At 69.8% G+C, this 19970-nt stretch carries 15 protein-coding genes and 1 pseudogene; 9 read left to right on the forward strand and 7 right to left on the reverse strand.

The genetic code is table 11. The features are described from left to right. Window positions 1-24: 24 nt before the first annotated feature. Both ACFYP5_RS15640 and ACFYP5_RS15645 read right to left on the reverse strand, forming a co-directional pair. A complete protein-coding gene (locus ACFYP5_RS15640) occupies window positions 25-1335 on the reverse strand; it encodes a nitrate/nitrite transporter (protein WP_389035547.1) in 1311 nt (436 codons plus the stop codon). Then, complete coding sequence (locus ACFYP5_RS15645) at window positions 1332-2006, reverse strand: GntR family transcriptional regulator (protein ID WP_389035549.1); 675 nt, start codon at window positions 2004-2006, stop codon at window positions 1332-1334. Before ACFYP5_RS15645 ends, ACFYP5_RS15640 begins: the two co-directional genes overlap by 4 nt. Window positions 2007-2179: 173 nt before the next feature. Between ACFYP5_RS15645 and ACFYP5_RS15650 the strand changes: the two genes are divergently transcribed. After that, the gene (locus ACFYP5_RS15650; protein ID WP_389035552.1) at window positions 2180-3079 is read left to right on the forward strand and encodes a D-alanyl-D-alanine carboxypeptidase family protein; all 900 of its coding nucleotides are present in this window, start codon (window positions 2180-2182) and stop codon (window positions 3077-3079) included. A 142-nt stretch (window positions 3080-3221) separates the two neighbouring features. Continuing rightward, window positions 3222-3581, forward strand: a pseudogene (locus tag ACFYP5_RS15655) (PA14 domain-containing protein); the annotation flags it as partial. A gap of 975 nt (window positions 3582-4556) precedes the next feature. Here ACFYP5_RS15655 and ACFYP5_RS15660 read toward each other — a convergent pair. The 3 genes from ACFYP5_RS15660 to pdhA are packed head-to-tail and all read right to left on the reverse strand — an operon-like array spanning window position 4557 to window position 8130. Further along, on the reverse strand, window positions 4557-5987 hold the full coding sequence (locus tag ACFYP5_RS15660) for a dihydrolipoamide acetyltransferase family protein (protein WP_389035555.1): 1431 nt from the start codon (window positions 5985-5987) through the stop codon (window positions 4557-4559). An 11-nt stretch (window positions 5988-5998) separates the two neighbouring features. Then, on the reverse strand, window positions 5999-6979 hold the full coding sequence (locus ACFYP5_RS15665) for an alpha-ketoacid dehydrogenase subunit beta (protein ID WP_030930280.1): 981 nt from the start codon (window positions 6977-6979) through the stop codon (window positions 5999-6001). Between the two features lie 2 nt (window positions 6980-6981). Then, entirely contained in the window at window positions 6982-8130 is a 1149-nt protein-coding gene (gene pdhA / locus ACFYP5_RS15670) for a pyruvate dehydrogenase (acetyl-transferring) E1 component subunit alpha (RefSeq protein ID WP_030930283.1), read from the reverse strand. Between the two features lie 338 nt (window positions 8131-8468). Between pdhA and ACFYP5_RS15675 the strand changes: the two genes are divergently transcribed. From ACFYP5_RS15675 to ACFYP5_RS15685, 3 genes are all read left to right on the forward strand, one after another. Next, entirely contained in the window at window positions 8469-9128 is a 660-nt protein-coding gene (locus tag ACFYP5_RS15675; RefSeq protein WP_330245513.1) for a response regulator transcription factor, read from the forward strand. Between the two features lie 113 nt (window positions 9129-9241). Further along, on the forward strand, window positions 9242-9715 hold the full coding sequence (locus tag ACFYP5_RS15680; RefSeq protein WP_389035558.1) for a pyridoxamine 5'-phosphate oxidase family protein: 474 nt from the start codon (window positions 9242-9244) through the stop codon (window positions 9713-9715). Between the two features lie 63 nt (window positions 9716-9778). Continuing rightward, the gene (locus ACFYP5_RS15685; protein WP_389036165.1) at window positions 9779-10762 is read left to right on the forward strand and encodes a phosphotransferase; all 984 of its coding nucleotides are present in this window, start codon (window positions 9779-9781) and stop codon (window positions 10760-10762) included. A gap of 12 nt (window positions 10763-10774) precedes the next feature. On the opposite strand, the gene ACFYP5_RS15690 is transcribed toward ACFYP5_RS15685, so the two are convergent. Then, complete coding sequence (locus tag ACFYP5_RS15690; protein ID WP_389035561.1) at window positions 10775-12385, reverse strand: protein kinase; 1611 nt, start codon at window positions 12383-12385, stop codon at window positions 10775-10777. 301 nt (window positions 12386-12686) lie between these two features. On the opposite strand from ACFYP5_RS15690, the gene ACFYP5_RS15695 reads away from it, so the two are divergent. After that, window positions 12687-14336, forward strand: coding sequence for a protein kinase (locus ACFYP5_RS15695; protein WP_389035564.1), 1650 nt, complete (start codon window positions 12687-12689; stop codon window positions 14334-14336). Window positions 14337-14607: 271 nt separating this feature from the next. On the opposite strand, the gene ACFYP5_RS15700 is transcribed toward ACFYP5_RS15695, so the two are convergent. Next, complete coding sequence (locus ACFYP5_RS15700; RefSeq protein ID WP_389035567.1) at window positions 14608-15330, reverse strand: hypothetical protein; 723 nt, start codon at window positions 15328-15330, stop codon at window positions 14608-14610. A gap of 203 nt (window positions 15331-15533) precedes the next feature. On the opposite strand from ACFYP5_RS15700, the gene ACFYP5_RS15705 reads away from it, so the two are divergent. The 3 genes from ACFYP5_RS15705 (at window position 15534) to ACFYP5_RS15715 (ending at window position 19939) form a co-directional block, all read left to right on the forward strand. Continuing rightward, on the forward strand, window positions 15534-16151 hold the full coding sequence (locus tag ACFYP5_RS15705) for a PadR family transcriptional regulator (RefSeq protein ID WP_389035570.1): 618 nt from the start codon (window positions 15534-15536) through the stop codon (window positions 16149-16151). Window positions 16152-16298: 147 nt separating this feature from the next. Then, complete coding sequence (locus ACFYP5_RS15710) at window positions 16299-17084, forward strand: ABC transporter ATP-binding protein (protein WP_389035572.1); 786 nt, start codon at window positions 16299-16301, stop codon at window positions 17082-17084. Next, a complete protein-coding gene (locus tag ACFYP5_RS15715) occupies window positions 17081-19939 on the forward strand; it encodes an FtsX-like permease family protein (protein ID WP_389035574.1) in 2859 nt (952 codons plus the stop codon). The genes ACFYP5_RS15710 and ACFYP5_RS15715 overlap by 4 nt, the downstream gene beginning before the upstream one ends. Window positions 19940-19970 lie beyond the last annotated feature (31 nt).

Genomic DNA, 19970 nt, shown 5'->3' on the forward strand with positions numbered 1-19970 from the left:
CCGCCGAGCCGGCTGCCGCAGAGGTCACGCGGGCACGTGCACGGCCTCCACGCGGCTGATCACATGGTGGTTCCGCTCACGCAGCGTGGCGCGGGCGTGCAGCCGCAGGATCTGGACGACCCCGAGTGCCTCCAGCACGAAGACGGAGGCGAAGGCGATGCTGTAGTTGTCGCCCGTCGCGTCGAGCAGCACACCGACGGCGAACAGGGTGGTCATCGAGGCGGTGAAGCCGCCCATGTTGACGATCCCCGACGCGGTGCCCTGCCGCTCCGGCGGGTTGGCCGGGCGCGCGAAGTCGAAGCCGATCATCGAGGCGGGACCGCAGGCACCGAGCACCGCGCAGAGCGTGACCAGCAGCCACATCGGCGCGTGGTCGCCCGGGTACAGGATGGCCGACGCCCACAGGACGGCGGTCACCGCGACCGTGCCGAGGGCCAGCGGGGCGCGCGCCGCATGGTGGCGGGCGATGACCTGCCCGTAGACGAGACCGACGGCCATGTTGGAGAGCACCACCAGGGTGAGCAGCTCACCGGCGGTGGACCGGCTCAGCCCCTGCGCCTCCACCAGGAACGGCATCCCCCACAGCAGCAGGAACACCATGGCCGGGAACTGCGTGGTGAAGTGCACCCACATCCCGAGCCGGGTGCCGGGCTCCCGCCACGACGCGACGATCTGCTTGCGCACGTATGCGGCGCCGGCGTGCTCGACGGGCGGCGGCTCGTGCCCCTCCGGATGGTCCTTCAGGAAGAGGAGCAGCAGCACCAGCACCACGACCCCGGCGACCGCGCTGCCCGCGAACGTGGCGGTCCAGCCGAAGCCATGGAGGGCGCGGGCGATGAAGAGTGTCGAGACGAGGTTGCCCGCCATGCCGAAGAGCGCGGCGATCTGGCCGATCAGCGGCCCGCGCCGGGCCGGGAACCAGCGGGCGCCGAGCCGGAGCACACTGATGAACGTCATCGCGTCACCGCAGCCGAGCAGCGCACGGGAGGCCAGCGCCGTGGCGTACGACGGTGAGAGCGCGAAGCCGAGCTGCCCGACGGTGAACAGGACGGCCCCGACGGTGAGGACCTTCTTGGTGCCGAGCCGGTCGACCAACAGGCCGACAGGTATCTGCATGCCCGCGTAGACGAGCAGCTGAAGGATGGAGAACGTCGACAGGGCGGAGGCGTTGACGCCGTACCGGTCGGCGGCGTCCAGGCCGGCGACCCCGAGGCTCGTACGGAAGATGATCGCGACGAAGTAGACGGCGACACCGATGCCCCAGACCCGGGCGGCACGCCGGCCTCCGGGCGGATCACCGGGCAGGGACAGGGTGGGAGCGGCGGAAGAACTCACCGTTCGTCACCTCGGACCAGCACCTTGACCCGGCTGACGTGGCGCCGTACGACCTGAGCGGCACCGTCCGCGTCACCGGCCCTGATCGCGTCCAGCAGCTCGCCGTGCTCGGTGATGTTGGCGGCGATCCTGTCCGGGTGCGCCTCCATCACGGCGACGCCCATCCGCAGCTGCCGGTCGCGCAGCTGGTCGTAGAGACGCGACAGGATCTCGTTGCCCGCGTTGCGCACGATCTCGGCGTGGAAGCAGCGGTCCGCGACCGAGACGGCTGCGAGGTCGTCGGCCGCCACGTGCTGCCGCTGCTCGTCGAGCAGCTCCTCCAGCCGGGAGATCAGCTTCGCCGAGGCAGGCACGGCCTTGCGGGCGGCGAACTCCTCGACCAGCAGCCGGGTTTCGACCACGTCCGCGATCTCCTGTGCGGAGACGGCGAGCACCAGGGCCCCCTTCTTCGGGTAGAGCTTGATCAGCCCTTCGACCTCCAGCCGCAGCAGCGCCTCGCGCACCGGTGTACGGGAGACGCCGACGGCCTCCGCCAGGTCCCCTTCGGTGAGCAGCGTCCCGCCCTCGTAGCGGCGGTCGAGCACCGCCTGCTTGATGTGGGTGTAGACGCGCTCTGCGGCGGGCGGCTGTTTGGCGGGCGGGCGGGTCACGGCAGGGGGTGCGGCAGGCATGCACACAGCATAGATACAACATGCGTGCATGCCGGGACACCGTCCGGGATCCGGACGGTAAAGACCGGGAAATTACCTCGGGAATCGGCACATCCATCCGCCGGCCTCATGAGTCTCACCACCGAGCGGCACCTTCATGTAGCCGCATTCCAGGGGCATTTGGAGCGTTCAAGTTGAAAATCGGCATTAAGGGCATAAACCGCGCATCCGCCACTGTCACCGTGGCCCTGACCGCGGGTGCCGTCCTTGCAGGCAGCGTCTTCGCTGCCACGGCGCAGGCCGCCACGCCGCCCACACCCACGATCGCCGCCAAGGGCGGCTACGTGATGAACAACGGCACCGCGAAGACTCTCTTCACGAAGGCCGCGGACACCCGTCGCTCCACCGGCTCCACCACCAAGATCATGACGGCGAAGGTGGTGCTGGCGCAGAAGAACCTGAACCTGGATTCCAAGGTCACGATCCAGAAGGCGTACAGCGACTACATCGTCTCCAAGGGCGCCTCGTCGGCGCACCTGATCGTCGGGGACAAGGTCACCGTCCGCCAGCTTCTGTACGGTCTGATGCTGCCGTCCGGCTGCGACGCCGCTTACGCCCTCGCCGACAAGTTCGGCAGCGGCACCACCCGTGCGGCCCGTGTGAAGTCGTTCATCGGCAAGATGAACGCCTCCGCGAAGTCCCTCGGTCTGACGAACACGCACTTCGACTCGTTCGACGGCATAGGGAACGGCTCGAACTACTCGACGCCGCGCGACCTGACGAAGATCGCCAGCAGTGCCATGAAGAACTCCACGTTCCGCGCGGTCGTCAAGACCAAGTCGACCAAGCAGAAGGTCACCACGAAGAGCGGTGGCTACCGCTACATGTCGTGGTCCAACACCAACACGATGCTCAGCAGCTACAGCGGTGCGATCGGTGTGAAGACCGGCTCCGGCCCGACGGCCAAGTACTGCCTGGTCTTCGCCGCGACCCGGAACGGCAAGACGGTAATCGGTACCGTGCTCGCCTCCACGAGCGCGACCACCCGGACCGCCGACATGAAGAAGATCATGGACTACTCCTTCAAGAAGTAGTCCTCCATCCCGCACCCGGGACACCAGGAGGGGCCCGCCGCGCACTGCGGCGGGTCCCTTCCCGCACCCGGGCCCTCACAGACGCCTGCGCACCGTCGCCGCGCTGTCGGTCGCCGCGACCTCCTGCAGTCTGCTCACGGCTGTGAGTACCACGACCGCTTCGGCGGCGACGACGTGCGCCTCGCCCGTCTTCAAGCGCCAGTTCTTCGCCAACACCACGTTCTCCGGAACGCCGAAGAAGACCGACTGCGACTCGGTGATCGACCAGAACTGGGGCACCGGCGCCCCCGCCTCCGGTCTGCCGACGAACAACTTCGGTGTCCGCTGGTCCCTGACCCGGGACTTCGGCTCGGGCGGCCCGTTCACCTTCACCGCGTCGGCCCTGGACGGCATCCGGGTCTACGTCGACGGAGTGCGCAAGGTCGACATCTGGAAGAACGTCTCCACCACGCAGAAGAAGACGGTCAACGTCACCGTCCCCAAGGGCAAGCACTCCCTGCGCATCGACTTCGTCAACTGGACGGGCTCCGCCGACGTCAAGTTCGCCTACACACCGCGGACGTCGGCCACCGTCGACAAGGTCAAGCCGCTCGCCCCGGTCGGCGTGCAGGCCGTCCTCGACAACGCCACGGCCAACGCCAAGGCGACCTGGACGAAGAACAACGAGATGGACCTCGCGGGCTACCGGGTCTACCGCCGGCTCCAGGGCTCCAGCACCTTCACCCACGTCAAGAGGACCACCGCGATCTCGTATGCGGGTCTCCCGCCCGAGGCCGGGAAGACGTACTACTACGAGGTCCGCGCCTACGACAAGGCCGGAAAGTACGGCATCGAGCTGCACTGGAACGCCAACACCGAGCCCGACCTCAAGCGGTACGTCGTGTACGTCGGCGAGCTGATCGACAGCGAGGACGAGCGGGTCTGCTATGGCGTCTCGTCCGTGTACCTCGGCACGGGCACCACGTCCTACACGGATGAGCGGCTGCCCGACGGCGAGGAGCGGTGCTACTTCGTCGACGTCGAGGACACCTCCGGCAACTCCAGCTTCCGGATGACTCACGACGCCGAGATCGGCGTCGTGACCGAGCTGGATCTGACACCGTCCGTCGAGACGCCGGACAACGCGTCCCTCACGCTCACCGCGCTGAAGGGCGCCACCGGTACCTCGGTGGACCTGTCCTGGAACGCCGTCACGGCCGCCACGGGCTACCTGGTCGAACGCTGGAACCCGGCCACGGACGCCTACGAGCAGCTGACCACCGGGCCCGTCACGGAGGTGTCGTACACGGACGCCACCGCTCCGGCCGGCACCACCCACTTCTACCGGGTGACGCCTGTGCTCGGCGACGGAACCGAGGCGGCACCCGCCGCGGCCTGGGTCGCCTGGCACCCGCCAAGTGACCTGACCCGGCAGCAGAAGCGGGCCTGCGCGGAGGAAACTCCGCACAGGCCCGCTTTCTCATGTCTCACACAGCCGTCAGGCCCAGGTGATGAGCCTCTTGGGCTGTTCCAGGATCGCGGCGACGTCCGCCAGGACCTTGGAACCGAGCTCACCGTCGACCAGGCGGTGGTCGAACGACAGCGCCAGCGTGGTGACCTGGCGGGGCTTCACCTTGCCCTTGTGGACCCACGGCTGCAGCTTGATCGCACCGACCGCAAGGATCGCGGACTCGCCCGGGTTCAGGATCGGCGTCCCCGTGTCGACGCCGAAGACGCCGACGTTGGTGATCGTCACCGTGCCGCCGGCCATGGCGGCGGGGGAGGTCTTGCCCTCGCGCGCCGTGCTGACCAGCTCGCCCAGCGCCGAGGCGAGCTCGGGCAGGGTCTTGTCGTGCGCGTCCTTGATGTTCGGCACGATAAGACCGCGCGGGGTGGCGGCCGCGATACCCAGGTTCACATAGTGCTTCTGCACGATCTCCTGGTTGGCCTCGTCCCAGGCGGCGTTGACCTCCGGGTTCCGCTTGATCGCGACCAGCAGCGCCTTGGCGATGATCAGGAGCGGGTTGACCCGGACCCCCGCCATGTCCTTGTCTTCCTTGAGCTCCGCCACGAGCTTCATGGTGCGCGTGACGTCGACCGTCACGAACTCGGTGACATGCGGCGCCGTGAACGCGCTGCCGACCATCGCCTGCGCGATGGCCTTCCGTACGCCCTTGACCGGGATACGGGTCTCCCGGGCACCCGGGACGGGGGCTGCGGCAACGGGCACCGCGACAGCCTCGGGTGCCGCGGCCGGGGCGACGGGTGCGGATGCCGGCGCCGGTACGGGCGCGGCCGCCGCGTGCACGTCCTCGCGGGTGATGATCCCGCCCGGACCGGTCGGGGTGACCGTCGCCAGATCGATGCCCAGATCCTTCGCCAGCTTGCGCACCGGCGGCTTGGCGAGCGGGCGGCTCTCCGGGACAACGGTGGGGGCAGGGGCGGTGGCAACGGTGCTGTGGCCGTTCAGCTCGCCCTGGATCGCGGCAGCCGCGGCAGCCGGCGGCTCGGTGCCCTTGCGGGCGCGCCGCTTGGTGGAGGACTCGGCCACGCCGTAACCCACCAGCACGGGCTGGCGGCCCTTCGGTGCCTCCGGTTCCGCAGCCGGTTCCGGTTCGGCCACGGCCGGAGCCGCCGGCTCCGCCGCCGCTTCGCCGCCGCCCGGCACCACGTCCACCGCGATGATCACCTGACCGACGTCGACGGTCGTGCCCTCGGGGAAGCGCAACTCGTGCACCACCCCGTCGAACGGGATCGGCAGCTCCACGGCCGCCTTGGCGGTCTCGACCTCGCACACGACCTGGCCGTCGGTGACGGTGTCGCCCGGCTGGACATACCACTTGAGGATCTCGGCCTCGGTCAGTCCCTCGCCCACATCGGGCATCTTGAACTCACGGAAGCGAGCAGACGTTTCGGTCATCGTCGTCACGAACCTTCTCCTCAGTACGCCAGCGAGCGGTCGACGGCGTCGAGCACGCGGTCCAGGCCCGGCAGGTACTCGTCCTCGAGGCGCGCCGGCGGATACGGGGCGTGGTATCCACCGACCCGGAGCACCGGTGCTTCGAGATGGTAGAAGCAGCGCTCCGTGATGCGGGCGGCGATCTCGGCACCGGAGCCGTAGAACACCGGCGCCTCGTGGACCACGACCAGCCGGCCGGTCTTCTCGACCGACGCCTGGACGGCGTCGAAGTCGATCGGGGACATCGATCGCAGGTCCAGGACCTCGATCGACTTGCCCTCCTCCTGGGCGGCCGCGGCCGCTTCGAGGCAGACCTTCACCATCGGGCCGTACGCGACGAGGGTGAGGTCCGAGCCCTCCCGTACCGTCGCGGCCTTGTGCAGCGGGCCGGGGATGAGGTCCGTCTCGACGTCGCCCTTGTCCCAGTAGCGCCGCTTCGGCTCGAAGAAGATGATCGGGTCGTCACTCTGGACGGCCTGCTGCATCATCCAGTAGGCGTCCGAGGCATTGGACGGCGAGACCACCTTCAGCCCCGCGACATGTGCGAACAGGGCCTCGGGCGACTCGCTGTGGTGCTCGACGGCGCCGATGCCTCCGCCGTACGGGATCCGGACGACGACCGGCAGCTTGATCTTGCCGAGCGCGCGGGCGTGCATCTTCGCGAGCTGCGTGACGATCTGGTCGTACGCCGGGAAGACGAAGCCGTCGAACTGGATCTCCACGATCGGCCGGTAGCCGCGCAGGGCCAGGCCGATCGCCGTGCCGACGATGCCGGACTCCGCGAGCGGGGTGTCGATGACCCGGTCCTCGCCGAAGTCCTTCTGGAGCCCGTCGGTGATCCGGAAGACTCCGCCCAGCTTGCCGACGTCCTCACCCATGATGAGGACCTTGGGGTCGGTGTCGAGGGCCTTGCGCAGCGACTCGTTGAGCGCCTTGGCGAGGGACATCTTCTGGGTGGCCATGACTAGTTGCCCTCCTCGGCGAACGAAGCCTGGTAGGCGGCGAACTGGGCGCGCTCCTCGTCGACGAGCGGGTTCCCGTCGGCGTAGGCGTGGTCGAAGATCGCCATCCGGTCCGGGTCGGGCATGGCCCGTACCGCTTCGCGGACCCGCTTGCCGAGGGCTTCGCTCTCCTCGTCCAGCGCGGTGAAGAACGCCTCGTCGGCGAGTTCCTGCTGCTCCAGGTACGTACGCAGCCGCAGGATCGGGTCCTTGGCCTCCCAGGAGACGCGCTCCTCGTCCGCCCGGTACTTCGTCGGGTCGTCGGAGGTGGTGTGCGCGCCCATCCGGTAGGTGAACGCCTCGACGAGGGTGGGACCCTCGCCCCGGCGGGCCCGCTCCAGCGCCGACTTGGTGACGGCCAGGCAGGCCAGTACGTCGTTGCCGTCGACCCGGACGCCGGGGAAGCCGAAGCCCTGTGCGCGCTGGTAGAGCGGCACCCGGGTCTGCTTCTCGGTCGGCTCGGAGATCGCCCACTGGTTGTTCTGGCAGAAGAACACCACGGGCGCGTTGTAGACCGCGGAGAAGGTGAACGCCTCGGCGACGTCGCCCTGGCTGGAGGCGCCGTCACCGAAGTACGCGATCACGGCCGAGTCCGCGCCGTCCTTGGCGACGCCCATGGCGTAGCCGGTGGCGTGCAGCGTCTGCGAGCCGATGACGATCGTGTACAGGTGGAAGTTGTTGGTGTTCGGGTCCCAGCCGCCGTGGTTCACACCGCGGAACATCCCGAGCAGATTGGTCGGGTCGACCCCGCGGCACCAGGCGACGCCGTGCTCACGGTAGGTCGGGAAGACATAGTCGTCGTCGCGCAGCGCCCGGCCGGAGCCGATCTGGGCGGCCTCCTGGCCGAGCAGCGAGGCCCACAGGCCCAGCTCGCCCTGACGCTGAAGCGCGGTGGCCTCGGCGTCGAAGCGGCGGGTCAGGACCATGTCCCGGTACAGACCGCGCAGCTCGTCCGCGGTCAGGTCGATCTCGTAGTCCGGGTGCTCCACCCGCTCGCCCTCGGGCGTCAGCAGCTGTACGAGCTCGGGCTCGGAACTCTGTGGCGTCTTCGCGGCGCTGGTCCGCTTGCTGCTGCGTCGCGGTTTGCGCGCGGCAGTGCTCTCCACGGTCACGTGCGTGCTCCTCCGTCGGTCCGGCCCCCGGGGTCTGCCGGGAGACCAGTGCGGCTCGCCTGTGTCCGTACCCGTGCACGGGGTGGGTGCCGCTCGGCCGGGAACAGGCGTGACAGGTGCCCCGGCGAGCGTCCTGTCAAAGGCACGTTACCCAGTGCGTCGCACAACTGCGAAACCCTATCTGACCTGCGATTTTGCTTGGATTTCCAAGTAAATCGAAAAAGTCGGGAACTTTCGCTGGTCACAGCACTGGTAACAGCCTTGCAGGCTGCCGGAACAACGGCACGTTATCCCGCCGTTCAGCGGCAGGGAAGAGGGGAGTGTGTGAGACTGCATTTGTGCGCGAAGAAGGAAAAATCACCGTATTTCTGCTGGACGACCATGAGGTCGTCCGCCGCGGAGTGCACGAATTGCTCGCGGTCGAGGACGACATCGAGGTCGTCGGCGAGGCGGGCACGGCGGCGGACGCGCTGCTCCGCATCCCCGCCACCCGGCCCGATGTGGCGGTCCTCGACGTACGGCTGCCGGACGGCAGCGGGGTGGAGGTCTGCCGGGAGATCCGGTCCAAGGACGAGAGCATCAACTGCCTGATGCTGACCTCGTACGCCGACGACGAAGCCCTCTTCGACGCGATCATGGCGGGCGCGTCGGGATACGTGCTGAAGGCGATCCGCGGCAATGAGCTGCTGACCGCGGTGCGGGACGTGGCGGCCGGAAAGTCCCTGCTCGACCCTGTCGCGACCGCGCGCGTGCTGGAGCGGCTGCGCGAGGGCAAGGAGGCCCGGGGTGACGACAAGCTGTCCGCCCTCACCGACCAGGAACGCCGCATCCTCGATCTGATCGGCGAGGGCCTGACGAACCGGGTGATCGGCGAACGGCTGCATCTCGCCGAGAAGACGATCAAGAATTATGTCTCCAGCCTGCTGTCCAAGCTGGGTATGGAGCGTCGCTCGCAGGCCGCCGCCTATGTGGCGCGGCTGCAGGCGGAGCGGCGCTGAACCGCGCGGGCGGGGCTTCGCAGGGGGAATTTGCGGGTTTCGGGACCTTGGTCCCCGATCACCGGGGCCCGCGGCCTCTTTCTGCGCCCTTCGAGGTACCCGAAAGTGGACCCATGTCTTCTGCGGAACCCCGAGCGATGGAACCCCAAGTGACGGAAGTCCGAGCGATCGAGCTGATCCGCCGGGTGCGGTACGGCCGGCTGGCGACCACCCGTCGGGCTCTCCCGTTCCTGGCGGTGGCCCGCCATCTCGTGATCGACGGGCGCGTGGTCCTGCGGATGCACAGCGGTCCCGGTCACCACGAGTCGTGCGACGGCACCGTCGTCGCGTACGGGGTGGACAACTTCGACGCGGCGGCCACCGGCCAGGGCGGCGGCGAGGACAGCGGCGACCTGTGGTCGGTGCAGTTCACCGGACCCGCCGAGGTCGTGCACCCCACGGAGGAACAGCGCACGTACTTCGGTGCGGCGCCGCTGCAGGTCAACGGCGAACCCTTCGAGCCGGTCTATCTCCGCCTCGACCCGCACTTCGTCACCATGCACACTCTGGACTTCGACGCAAGTCAACCGAGCCACCACACAGCGTGATCTAACATTTGGTGAGTGCCGCGCTCATCTGTAACCCTCCCGCCTGTTCCCCCGGTCGGCGAGGTGCTGCGCCGCTATCCGAACGCCGGTGAGCCCCTCACCTGCAAGCCCATCACCCTGGGCCTCCTCAACCACGGCTACCGCGTCTCCACCACCCGCGGCTCGTACTTCCTCAAGCACCACCTCGACGACTCCACCGGCGACCGCGCGACGATCGTCCGCCAGCACCGCGCCACCCAGCGACTGCAGTCACTCGGGGTGCCCGTCGCCCCGCCCGTCGAGGACACCGAGGGCGACACGGTCACGGAGATCGGCGGCCGGTGCTACGCCCTGCACCCCTGGGTCGACGGACTGCACCGGGTCGGCGCCCAGCTGACCGCCACCCAGTCGCAACGGCTCGGGGCGCTCCTCGGAGCCGTACACACCGGGCTCGCGCAGGTGATGGAGAGGGGGGTGGCCCAGCCGCGTGGGCATGCCGGACCGGACGCCGCCGACACGTTCGCCCTGATCGACGATCTGCTGGCCGCGGCGCGCGGCCGGGGCCCGCGGGACGCCTTCGACGAACTGGCCGAACACCGCCTCGTCGAGCGGCGCGCCCTGCTGGAGCAGTACGCCGACCACCGGCCGCCCACCCCCGACATCCCGGCGACCGGCTGGGTGCACGGCGACTTCCACCCGCTGAACGTGCTGTACCGGGACGCGGACCCGGTGGCGATCATCGACTGGGACCGGCTGGGGGTGCAGCCGCGCGCCGAGGAGGCGGTGAGGGCCGCGGCGATCTTCTTCGTACAGCCGACCGGGAAGCTGGAGCTGGAGAAGGTACGGGCGTACGCGGGGGCCTACCGGCGGACAGCCGGGGCGAGCGCCGCCGAACTCGCCGCCGCGGTGCACCGGGTGTGGTGGGAGCGGCTCAACGACTTCTGGATGCTGCACTGGCGGTACCGCCTGCACGACCGAAGGGCCGACCCGCAGTTTCCTGCGGTGTCGGCCCTGGCGGTCTGGTGGACGCGGGAGTACGAGGCGGTGCGCGAGGCCTTCACCGGGTGACGGCCCGGCGCATCAGGGAGTGGCGCCCGCGGCGGTTCCGGCCGTTCCGTTGGCACCGGTGGTGGTCCCGCCGCCGTCGGCGGTCGTACCACCGTCGGTCGTCGTACCACCGTCGGTCGTCGTACCGCCGTCGGTCGTCGTACCACCGTCCGTGCCGGTGCCGCCGTCCGTGCTCGTACCACCGTCGGTCGTCGTGCCGCCACCGGTGGTGCCCCCGGTGTCCGGCGGGGAGGCGGTCTCGGACGGGGCCTCGGACGGCTTGCTGGGCGTCACGGACGGCGAGGTGGACGGCTGCCAGCTCGGCTGCTGCTCACCACCGGTGGTCTCGTCCTGCGGCGGGACCACCTTCGTCTCGTCGTCGCTGGGCGCCTCCGAGCTCTTCGTCGGCTCCGGGGAGCTGGAGGTCGTGGTCGGCGTCTTCCTGTGATTGTTGTCGCCGGTGTTCGCCGCGTTGACCGCGATGGCGACACCGGCGCCGATCGCGATCAGCGCGAGGACGACGAACAGCCAGAGCTTGCCGCGGCCGTCGCCGCCCCCGTGACCGCCGTCGTATCCGCCGTCGTCCGGGTTCATCGGCGGCAGTATCGGGCCCTGCGAGGTGTCGCCGTGCTGCGGGTGCCCCATCGCCATCGTGCCGCCCGCCATGCCCATGGCGGGCGTGTTGCCCCCCTCGTGCACGGCGACCGGGCCGGTGTTCCAGGTGCCCGTGTGACCGCCCTGCACCTGAAGCATCTGCAGGCTGTACTGGACCAGGCCGCGCATCTCCTCGGCGCTCTGGAACCGGTCGTCCGGGTCCTTCGCGAGCGAGCGCATGACGAGCCCGTCCAGCTCCGGCGGCACCGCGCCCGCGACCTCGGACGGCGGGACCGGGATGTCCTGGACGTGCTGGTAGACGACGGAGAGCGGCGTCTCACCCGTGAACGGGGGCCGCAGCGCGAGGAGTTCGTAGAGCAGACAGCCGGTGGCGTACAGATCGGAGCGGTGGTCGACGGCCTTGCCGAGTGCCTGCTCGGGGGAGAGGTACTGCGGCGTGCCCATGACCATGCCGGTCTGGGTCATGGTCGACTGCGCGCCGTGCAGCGCACGGGCGATGCCGAAGTCCATCACCTTGACCGCACCGGAGTGCGTGATGATCACGTTCGCCGGCTTGATGTCGCGGTGCACGATGCCGTGCTGATGCGAGTAGGCGAGGGCCTCCAGCACCCCCGAGACGATGATCAGCGCCTGCTCCGGCGGCGGGGCCTCGGCATTGAGCAGCAGATCACGGATGGTGCGGCCCTCGACGAGCTCCATCACGATGTACGGGACGGTCTGGCCGCCCACGACGTCCTCGCCGGAGTCGTACACCGCGACGATCGCGTGGTGGTTGAGGCCCGCGACCGACTGTGCCTCACGTGTGAACCGGGCCTTGGAGACCGGGTCCTCGGCGAGATCGGAACGGAGGAGCTTCACGGCGACCGTACGTCCGAGCCGGACGTCCTCGGCCGCGAACACCTCGGCCATGCCGCCCCGGCCGAGCCGGTGCGTCATCCGATAACGTCCGTCACCGACCACACCGCCGATGCCCCAGGAGTCGGCCGCATCCGAAACTCCGCCGCCGTTTGCTTCGGGTTCGGGTGCCATCAGTCCTCGCCGTCGTATCTGTCCGCGCGTCCGCGCGTTCTCACGGTGTCTTGCATGCCTTGCTGCATTGCCACGTCACGCTACAGCCTCTGTCCGAGACCCCGTTTCGAGAGGGACGGGCCATCCAACCGGCTGCCGCACCGCTCACGCAAATTCCATGCGGTTCCTGTAACGCTTCCGAGACGCTTCCTGCGCGTAGGGTCACGGAACGGGCACCCGGCTTGACGTGTCGTACCCCTCGGGCAGACTTGGCGCGTAATAGGGATCTTCGCGTGAGACGCGCGCCTAGGGGGAGCAAGTCATGAGCCAGGACGGCGCACACGGTGCCCAGGGTCGCTACGCGGGCGGTTCGGTCGCCGGCGGCCGTTACCAGCTCCGCGACCTGCTCGGCGAAGGCGGAATGGCGTCCGTATATCTGGCGTACGACTCCGCGCTCGACCGCCAGGTGGCGATCAAGACGCTGCACACGGAGCTGGGGCGCGAGCAGTCGTTCCGTGAGCGGTTCCGGCGCGAGGCGCAGGCTGTTGCCAAGCTGCAGCACACCAACATCGTCTCGGTCTTCGACACCGGCGAGGACGAGCTCGGTGGCGCGCTGATGCCGTACATCGTCATGGAGTACGTGGAAGGGGAGCCGCTCGGCTCCGTACTCCAGGCGGACATCCGTAACTACGGTGCGATGCCGGCCGAAAAGGCTCTCAAGGTCACCGGCGACGTGCTGGCCGCGCTGGACACCAGCCACGAAATGGGCCTGGTCCACCGCGACATCAAGCCCGGCAACGTCATGGTGACCAAGCGCGGTGTCGTGAAGGTCATGGACTTCGGCATCGCCCGCGCCATGCAGTCGGGCGTCACGTCGATGACGCAGACCGGCATGGTCGTCGGCACCCCCCAGTACCTCTCTCCCGAACAGGCCCTCGGCCGTGGCGTGGACGCGCGCTCCGACCTGTACTCGGTCGGCATCATGCTGTTCCAGCTGCTGACCGGCCGGATCCCGTTCGACGCGGACTCCCCGCTCGCCATCGCGTACGCGCACGTCCAGGAGGAGCCGGTCGCGCCGTCCTCCATCAACCGGTCGATCACCCCGGCGATGGACGCGCTGGTGGCCCGCGCGCTGAAGAAGAATCCGAACGAGCGCTTCCCCAGCGCGGCGGCCATGCAGGACGAGATCACGCGCGTGCTGAACGCGGGCGGCCGGACGGGCGCCCCGGTGATCGTCGGCGGAGGCGCACCGGCGAACAGTGGCTCGGGCGTCGGCTCGGCGGTCTTCCCGCCGGTCGACCAGTCCACACCGGCGCCGCAGAGCGTGCAGATGCCGTACCAGCCGCAGCAGTACCAGCAGCAGTCCGGAACGTACGGACCGCCGACACCGGCCCCTGCCCCTTCGCCGTCGTACGGCTACCCGCAGGCGAACCCGGCGTACGGGACCCCGGCTCCGATGCAGCACCAGTACCGGACACCGGCGCCGTACGACCTCACCCCGGCGGGTGGTGGCGGTTCCGGCAGCGGTGGTGGCAGCAAGCGGAACATGCCCGTGATCGTGGGCTCGATCGTGGTCGCGCTGATCGCGATCGGCGGGCTGATCACGGTGCTGTCGCTGAGGGACGACCCGGGCTCGGACTCGGGCAACGGCGGCGACCCGAGCAGCTCGGCGGTGGCCGGCGAGCACAAGGATCCGGAGCGGAACCGGACGATGAAGACCGAGGACTGCACGGACGCCATGGAGGACAGCGACGACCCGAACAAGGTCGACGCACCGAGCTTCCTGTACAAGGACATCGTCTCCGCGAAGGAATGCGCCCTGGCCGCGGGCTGGACGATCAAGACGATCGAGGTCGCCGGGAACACCTATGCCGAGGACCAGATCATCGACCAGTTCCCCTCCGCGGGTACCGCCGTCCCCGAGAAGGGCGCCCACTTCGAGCTGCGCATCTCCACGGGCGACCCGGCCTGAGCAAGCCGGTGACACTGTTCGGCGGTAGCCCCTTCAGCGGTACCGCTGCTCGGCGTCAGCTCTTGTTCGTACGGACGTGACGGCCCGGCACGCGTGAGGTGTGCCGGGCCGGTTCGTCTCCCGGTCCACCGGATGCCGGACATATCGGTACATGTGACGCTGACCTCATGGCTTCAGGACTCATCCCCCCATGGGCTTCGAGGTGCCTGGCCTGTCTGGTGATAGCGACGGGGGCGGCGCTAGGGCCGGTGCAGGGTCAGGCGCGCGCGGATCAGCGCGAAACCGGCTGGACGCCGGGGTCGGCACGCAGACCGACCGGCCCTTCGGCAGCCGCTCCGGCGGCCCCCGAGACCCCCACGACTCCCCCCTCCTCTCCGTCCACCGGGCCGTCCGCCGAATCCCCGGCCGCGCCGGCCGCCGCTCCCCCGGCCGCCGCTCCCCCGGCCGAGCCGCCCGCCGCCTCTTCGGCCGATACGCTCATAGCCACACCGGCCGAGCCGCCTATAGCCCCTTCGGCCAAGCGGCCCATCGCCCCTTCGGCCGAATCGCCGTCGAAATCTCGCGGCCCGGCGGCTGCGACCCCGTCCGCCGACACAGCGGCCACCCCCTCCGCCTCGGCATCACCGTCCACCTCGGCATCACCGTCCACCTCGGCATCACCGTCCACCTCGGCATCACCGTCCCCTTCCGACCCACCGTCACCCTCGGCCTCGTCCTCCGCTTCCGACTCCCCCTCGCCTTCGCCCTCGCCGTCCGCTTCGGACCGGCGCTCACCCTCACCGTCCGCCGGCCCTTCCACCCGACGGCCTGCGCGCCCCAAGGCGCAGCCCCCGCTCGCCGGGCGAGAGGCCGGGGAAGGGCGGCTGCGGCCCGGCCGGCCGTTCTCCCGGCGGGAGCTCGCGAAACGGGACGACTCCTTCGAACAGACCGACCAGCTGCCCGCCGCGACGGCACCGGCGGCACTGCCCTCGGTGACGATCAGGGCGACAACCACGGCCAGTGGCTCCCCGGTGCCAGGCCGGTTCGCACCACAGGGCCTCGAACAGCCCGCCGCACGGCAGGTGCAACTGGTGTCGCTGGGCGCCGGAATCGCCCTGATAGGGCTGGGTCTGGGCTTCCTCGGGCTCCGTTTGCGCCGCACGAACTGAAGGCATCAGGGGCTTGCACCGACCTACATACTCGGTATACATACTGAGTATGTCGATCCGCCACGGGCTCCTGGCCCTCCTGGAACGCGGGCCTCGCTACGGCTCCCAGCTCCGCACCGAATTCGAATCGCGCACCGGCTCCACCTGGCCCCTGAACGTCGGCCAGGTGTACACCACGCTCAGCAGGCTGGAACGCGACGGCCTGGTCGTCCAGGACGGCGAGGACGATCAGGGCCACGCCCTCTACTCGATCACCGACGACGGGCGCACCGAACTGCGGAACTGGTTCGAGACGCCCGTCGACCGGAGCAACCCGCCCCGCGACGAGCTGGCGATCAAGCTCGCCATGGCTGTCGGCGCGCCCGGAGTCGACATCCGGGCCGTCATCCAGTCCCAGCGCCACCACACCGTGAGAGCGATGCAGGACTACACCCGGCTGAAGGCACAGGCCCTCGCCGACGTCCCGGGCAACCGCGACGAGGTGGCCTGGCTGCTCGTACTGGAACAGCTGATCTTCCAGGCCGAGGCCGAGGCCCGCTGGCTCGACCACTGCGAGTCGCGGCTGGTCCGTCTCGCCGAGGCCGCCGCCACGGATCCGGAGCCAGAGGCGCGTACGGCCAACCACGCCCAGTCGCGCATGCCTGCCCGCCCGCGTACACGGCGCTGATCACCCGCGTACGCGGCATCGGGCTGTTTTCGACGACCGCGGCGCCGCCCGCCCGCATGCACGGCGTCGACCGCCTTCCGCCGCGTCGCAGGCCGCCCGCGTACGCGGATCCGGCCACAGACCATTCCCGAGGGGGAACCACTCACCATGTCCTCGCACGCCCCGTCCGCACCCCCGTCGCCCCGGCCGGCCGCCGCGCCCCTGCCTGTCGACGCTCCCGTGCTCGAACTCCGCGCCCTCACACGTACCCACGGCACCGGCATCGCCGAGGTGCACGCCCTGCGCGGCATCAATCTCTCGGTGCACACCGGTGAACTCGTCGCCGTGATGGGCCCGTCCGGCTCCGGCAAGTCCACCCTGCTCACCCTGGCCGGTGGTCTCGACACCGCGACCGGCGGCCAGGTGATCATCGAGGGCCAGGACATCGCCACCCTCGGCCGCAAGGGCGTCGCGGCCCTGCGCCGGCGCAGCGTCGGGTACGTCTTCCAGGACTACAACCTGATCCCGGCGCTGACCGCCGCCGAGAACATCTCCCTCCCGCGCGAGCTCGACGGGGTCTCCGTGCGCAAGGCGCGTAAGGAGGCGCGGGCCGCACTGGAGGAGATGAACCTCCTGCAGATCGCCGACCGGTTCCCCGACGAGATGTCCGGTGGTCAGCAGCAACGGGTCGCGATCGCCCGCGCGCTGGTGGGGGACCGGCGCCTGGTGCTCGCCGACGAACCGACCGGGGCGCTCGACTCCGAGACCGGCGAGGCCGTCCTCGCGCTGCTGCGCAACCGGTGCGACCAGGGTGCGGCCGGGGTGATGGTGACACATGAGCCGCGGTACGCCGCCTGGGCGGACCGGGTCGTCTTCCTCCGGGACGGCTCGATCGTCGACCAGACTCTGACCGCCGATGCCGAATCACTGCTGGCCGCCGAGGGCGCCAAGTGAGCGTGTTCACGAGCTGGCGTGCCGCCCTCAGGATCGCCCGGCGCGACGCGATGCGGGCCAAGGGCCGCAGTGCCCTGGTCGTCGCGATGATCGCGCTGCCGGTGCTCGGGGTGACGGCCGTCGATGTGACGTACCGCAGTGTGGAGCCGACCCGGGCCGAGAAGCTGACGGCCTCGATGGGCTCCGCGGACGCACTGTTCAGGGACCCGGGGATGGGGAAGCGTGCGATCCATCAGATGCCCGACGGGCAGTCGTACAGCCCGGCTTCGGAGGACAGTGCGGGGCCGGGCGACGAACCCGTTCCGCCGATCGACATAAGGACCGCACTCCCCGAAGGCGCGCACGCGATCAGCCTCCAGTCCGTCCCGGCCACCGTCACCACCGGGTACGGCATCACCACCGCCGACATCATCGAGTTCCGGACGTCGGACCCGATGGCCCGCGGCAAGGTCACCCTGGTGCGGGGCGCCTTCCCGCACGGCGACGGCGAGATGGCTGCCACCGAACCCTTCCTGACGAAGTCGGGGCTGCACGTCGGTTCGCGCACCACTCTGCACGGCGCCGAGCGCACCTACACCATCACCGGGGTCGTCGAACAACCCGACGACCTCAAGTCCGTGGCGCTGTACGCCGATCCGGGAGCGGTCATCGCCCCGTGGACGAACACGGCCGAGCACGACAAGACGGTGCTGCCGCCGAACGCCGACTCCAAGGAGTGGCTGGTCAAGGGAGCCGAGGGGGCCGGCGTGAGCTGGTCCGACGTGCTCGCCGCCAACGCGCGGGGCGTCCTCGTCGTGTCCCGGCAGGTGGTCATCGACCCGCCCCCGGACTCCGAGGTCCCGATGGCCCGGTCCATGAGCGGCAGCTCGTACGGCGGTTCCGAGGAGCTCAGCGCGGCGCTGATCACCGTGGTCGCCATGGCCGTCCTGGAGCTCGTGCTGCTCGCCGGACCGGCCTTCGCGGTCGGCGCCCGCCGCTCCCGCCGCCAGCTCGGCCTCGTCGGTACGTGCGGTGGCGACCGGCGCCATGTCCGGGCCGTGGTGCTCTCCGGTGGGCTGGTACTCGGCGGCGTCGGTGCCGTGGCCGGTGTCGCCGCCGGATTCGCGCTCACGGCGGTGTTCCGCCCGATGATCGAGGGCTGGGCCGGAAACCGCTTCGGTTCACTGGCCGTGCGCCCGTCGGAGCTGCTGATCATTGCCGTGATCGGCCTGGTCACCGGTCTGCTGGCAGCCCTCGTACCCGCGATCGTGGCGAGCCGGCAGTCCGTGCTGGAGTCGCTCAGCGGCCGCCGCGGCATCCGCCGCAGCTCCCGGGTACTGCCGGTGCTCGGCTCCATCACCCTGCTGATCGGCATCGCGGTCTCGGTCTACGGCGGCACCAGCGGCAACTCGACACTGGTCGCCGGTGGGTCGGTCGTCGCCGAACTCGGCCTGCTCGGCTGCATCCCGGTGATCGTCGGCTTCCTCGGACGACTCGGCCGCAGGCTGCCGCTCTCCCCGCGGATGGCGTTGCGCGACGCGGCCCGCAACCGAGGACGTACGGCCCCCGCGGTCGCGGCCGTGATGGCAGCCGTCGCGGGTTCGGTGGCCATCGCCACCTACATGTCCAGCGGCCAGGCCGAGTCGGAGTTCGAGTACACGGCGAACCTCACCCCGGGCACGGTCGCGCTCGTCGCCACCGACGGCAAGGCGGTCGACCGGCTCCCGCTCGCCCGCGCCGCCGTCGAACGCAACCTCGCCGTCACCGGTGGACACGCCGATGTCGGGCGGGTCTGGGCGGGCAGTGACTGCAACGTCTACTACCAGGAGGAGAACGGCTGCGGCTCGGTCGAGCTGATCAAGCCCGCCGGCAAGGGCCACTCCTGCCCGCTCGTCGGCAAGGGCGCCAAGAAGCTCGCCGCGAGTCTCTCCGCCGAAGAGCACAGGAAACTGATGCGGTCGCCCGCCTGCCTGGACGAGTTGATGTACATGAGCCCGTTCATCGGCATGGCGGACGGCGTCGTCCTGGGCGACGCCAAGTTCCTCTCCACCTATGTGAAGCTCAAGGACCCCGCGGCCGCCAAGGCCCTGGCCGCCGGCACCCCCGTACTGCTCAACCCGGCGTACGCGAAGAACGGCGAGGTTACCCTCAAGGCCGTCCACAGGTACAGCGACCACGACAAGAAGAACCGCAAGCTGCACCCGGGCAAGGCCGAAACCCGTACCGACCGGCTGAAGGTGTATCAGGCACCCGAGCAGTACGCCACCACACCCGGGGTCCGCATGATCCTGCCCCTGAAGACAGCGAAACAGCTCGGTCTGCACACCGAGATGTACGGCAGTGTCTACGCGGTCGCCCATGAGCCGACGGACAGCGAGGACCAGCGGGTCTCGGCAGCGGTCGAAGTGGCCGGCGGTGGGATCTATCTCCAGTCGGAGACGGGTCCGTCCGGGCGGCAGGACACGATCCTGCTGTTCCTCTCCCTGTTCGCCGGTGTGGTGACGCTGGGCGCGGCCGCCATCGCGACCGGTCTGGCCAAGGCCGACGCGGAGGCGGACCTCACCACACTCAGCGCGGTGGGCGCACCCCCACGCGTACGGCGCACCCTCTCCGGTTTCCAGTGCCTGGTCGTCGCGCTCACCGGCGTCCTGCTCGGCACGGCGGCCGGTCTCGTGCCTGCGGTGGCGCTCCGGCTCATCGACCTGCGTGAGGCCGTGAAGAACATGCGGGTGCAGCCGATGGAATCCGCCTACACGCCGATCGTGCTGCCCTGGGCGACCATCGGGTTGCTGGCCGTGGTGGTGCCGCTGCTGGCCGGGTTGGGTGCGGCGGCGTTCACCCGCTCACGGCAGACCGTGGCGCGCCGGGCCGGGTGACGCACGGCCGGACACCGCGGTCGAGGGCTGA

The sequence above is a fragment of the Streptomyces sp. NPDC005262 genome (assembly GCF_042872425.1).
Lineage (GTDB): Bacteria > Actinomycetota > Actinomycetes > Streptomycetales > Streptomycetaceae > Streptomyces.

Excerpts from the sequence above, each read along its gene's own strand:
- ACFYP5_RS15680 (WP_389035558.1), top strand. The coding sequence starts at position 9,242 with ATGTCTTCTGCGGAACCCCGAGCGATGGAACCCCAAGTGACGGAAGTC.
- ACFYP5_RS15710 (WP_389035572.1), top strand. The coding sequence starts at position 16,299 with ATGTCCTCGCACGCCCCGTCCGCACCCCCGTCGCCCCGGCCGGCCGCC.
- ACFYP5_RS15665 (WP_030930280.1), bottom strand. The coding sequence starts at position 6,979 with ATGGCCACCCAGAAGATGTCCCTCGCCAAGGCGCTCAACGAGTCGCTG.
- ACFYP5_RS15645 (WP_389035549.1), bottom strand. The coding sequence starts at position 2,006 with ATGCCTGCCGCACCCCCTGCCGTGACCCGCCCGCCCGCCAAACAGCCG.
- ACFYP5_RS15695 (WP_389035564.1), top strand. The coding sequence starts at position 12,687 with ATGAGCCAGGACGGCGCACACGGTGCCCAGGGTCGCTACGCGGGCGGT.
- ACFYP5_RS15705 (WP_389035570.1), top strand. The coding sequence starts at position 15,534 with ATGTCGATCCGCCACGGGCTCCTGGCCCTCCTGGAACGCGGGCCTCGC.
- ACFYP5_RS15690 (WP_389035561.1), bottom strand. The coding sequence starts at position 12,385 with ATGGCACCCGAACCCGAAGCAAACGGCGGCGGAGTTTCGGATGCGGCC.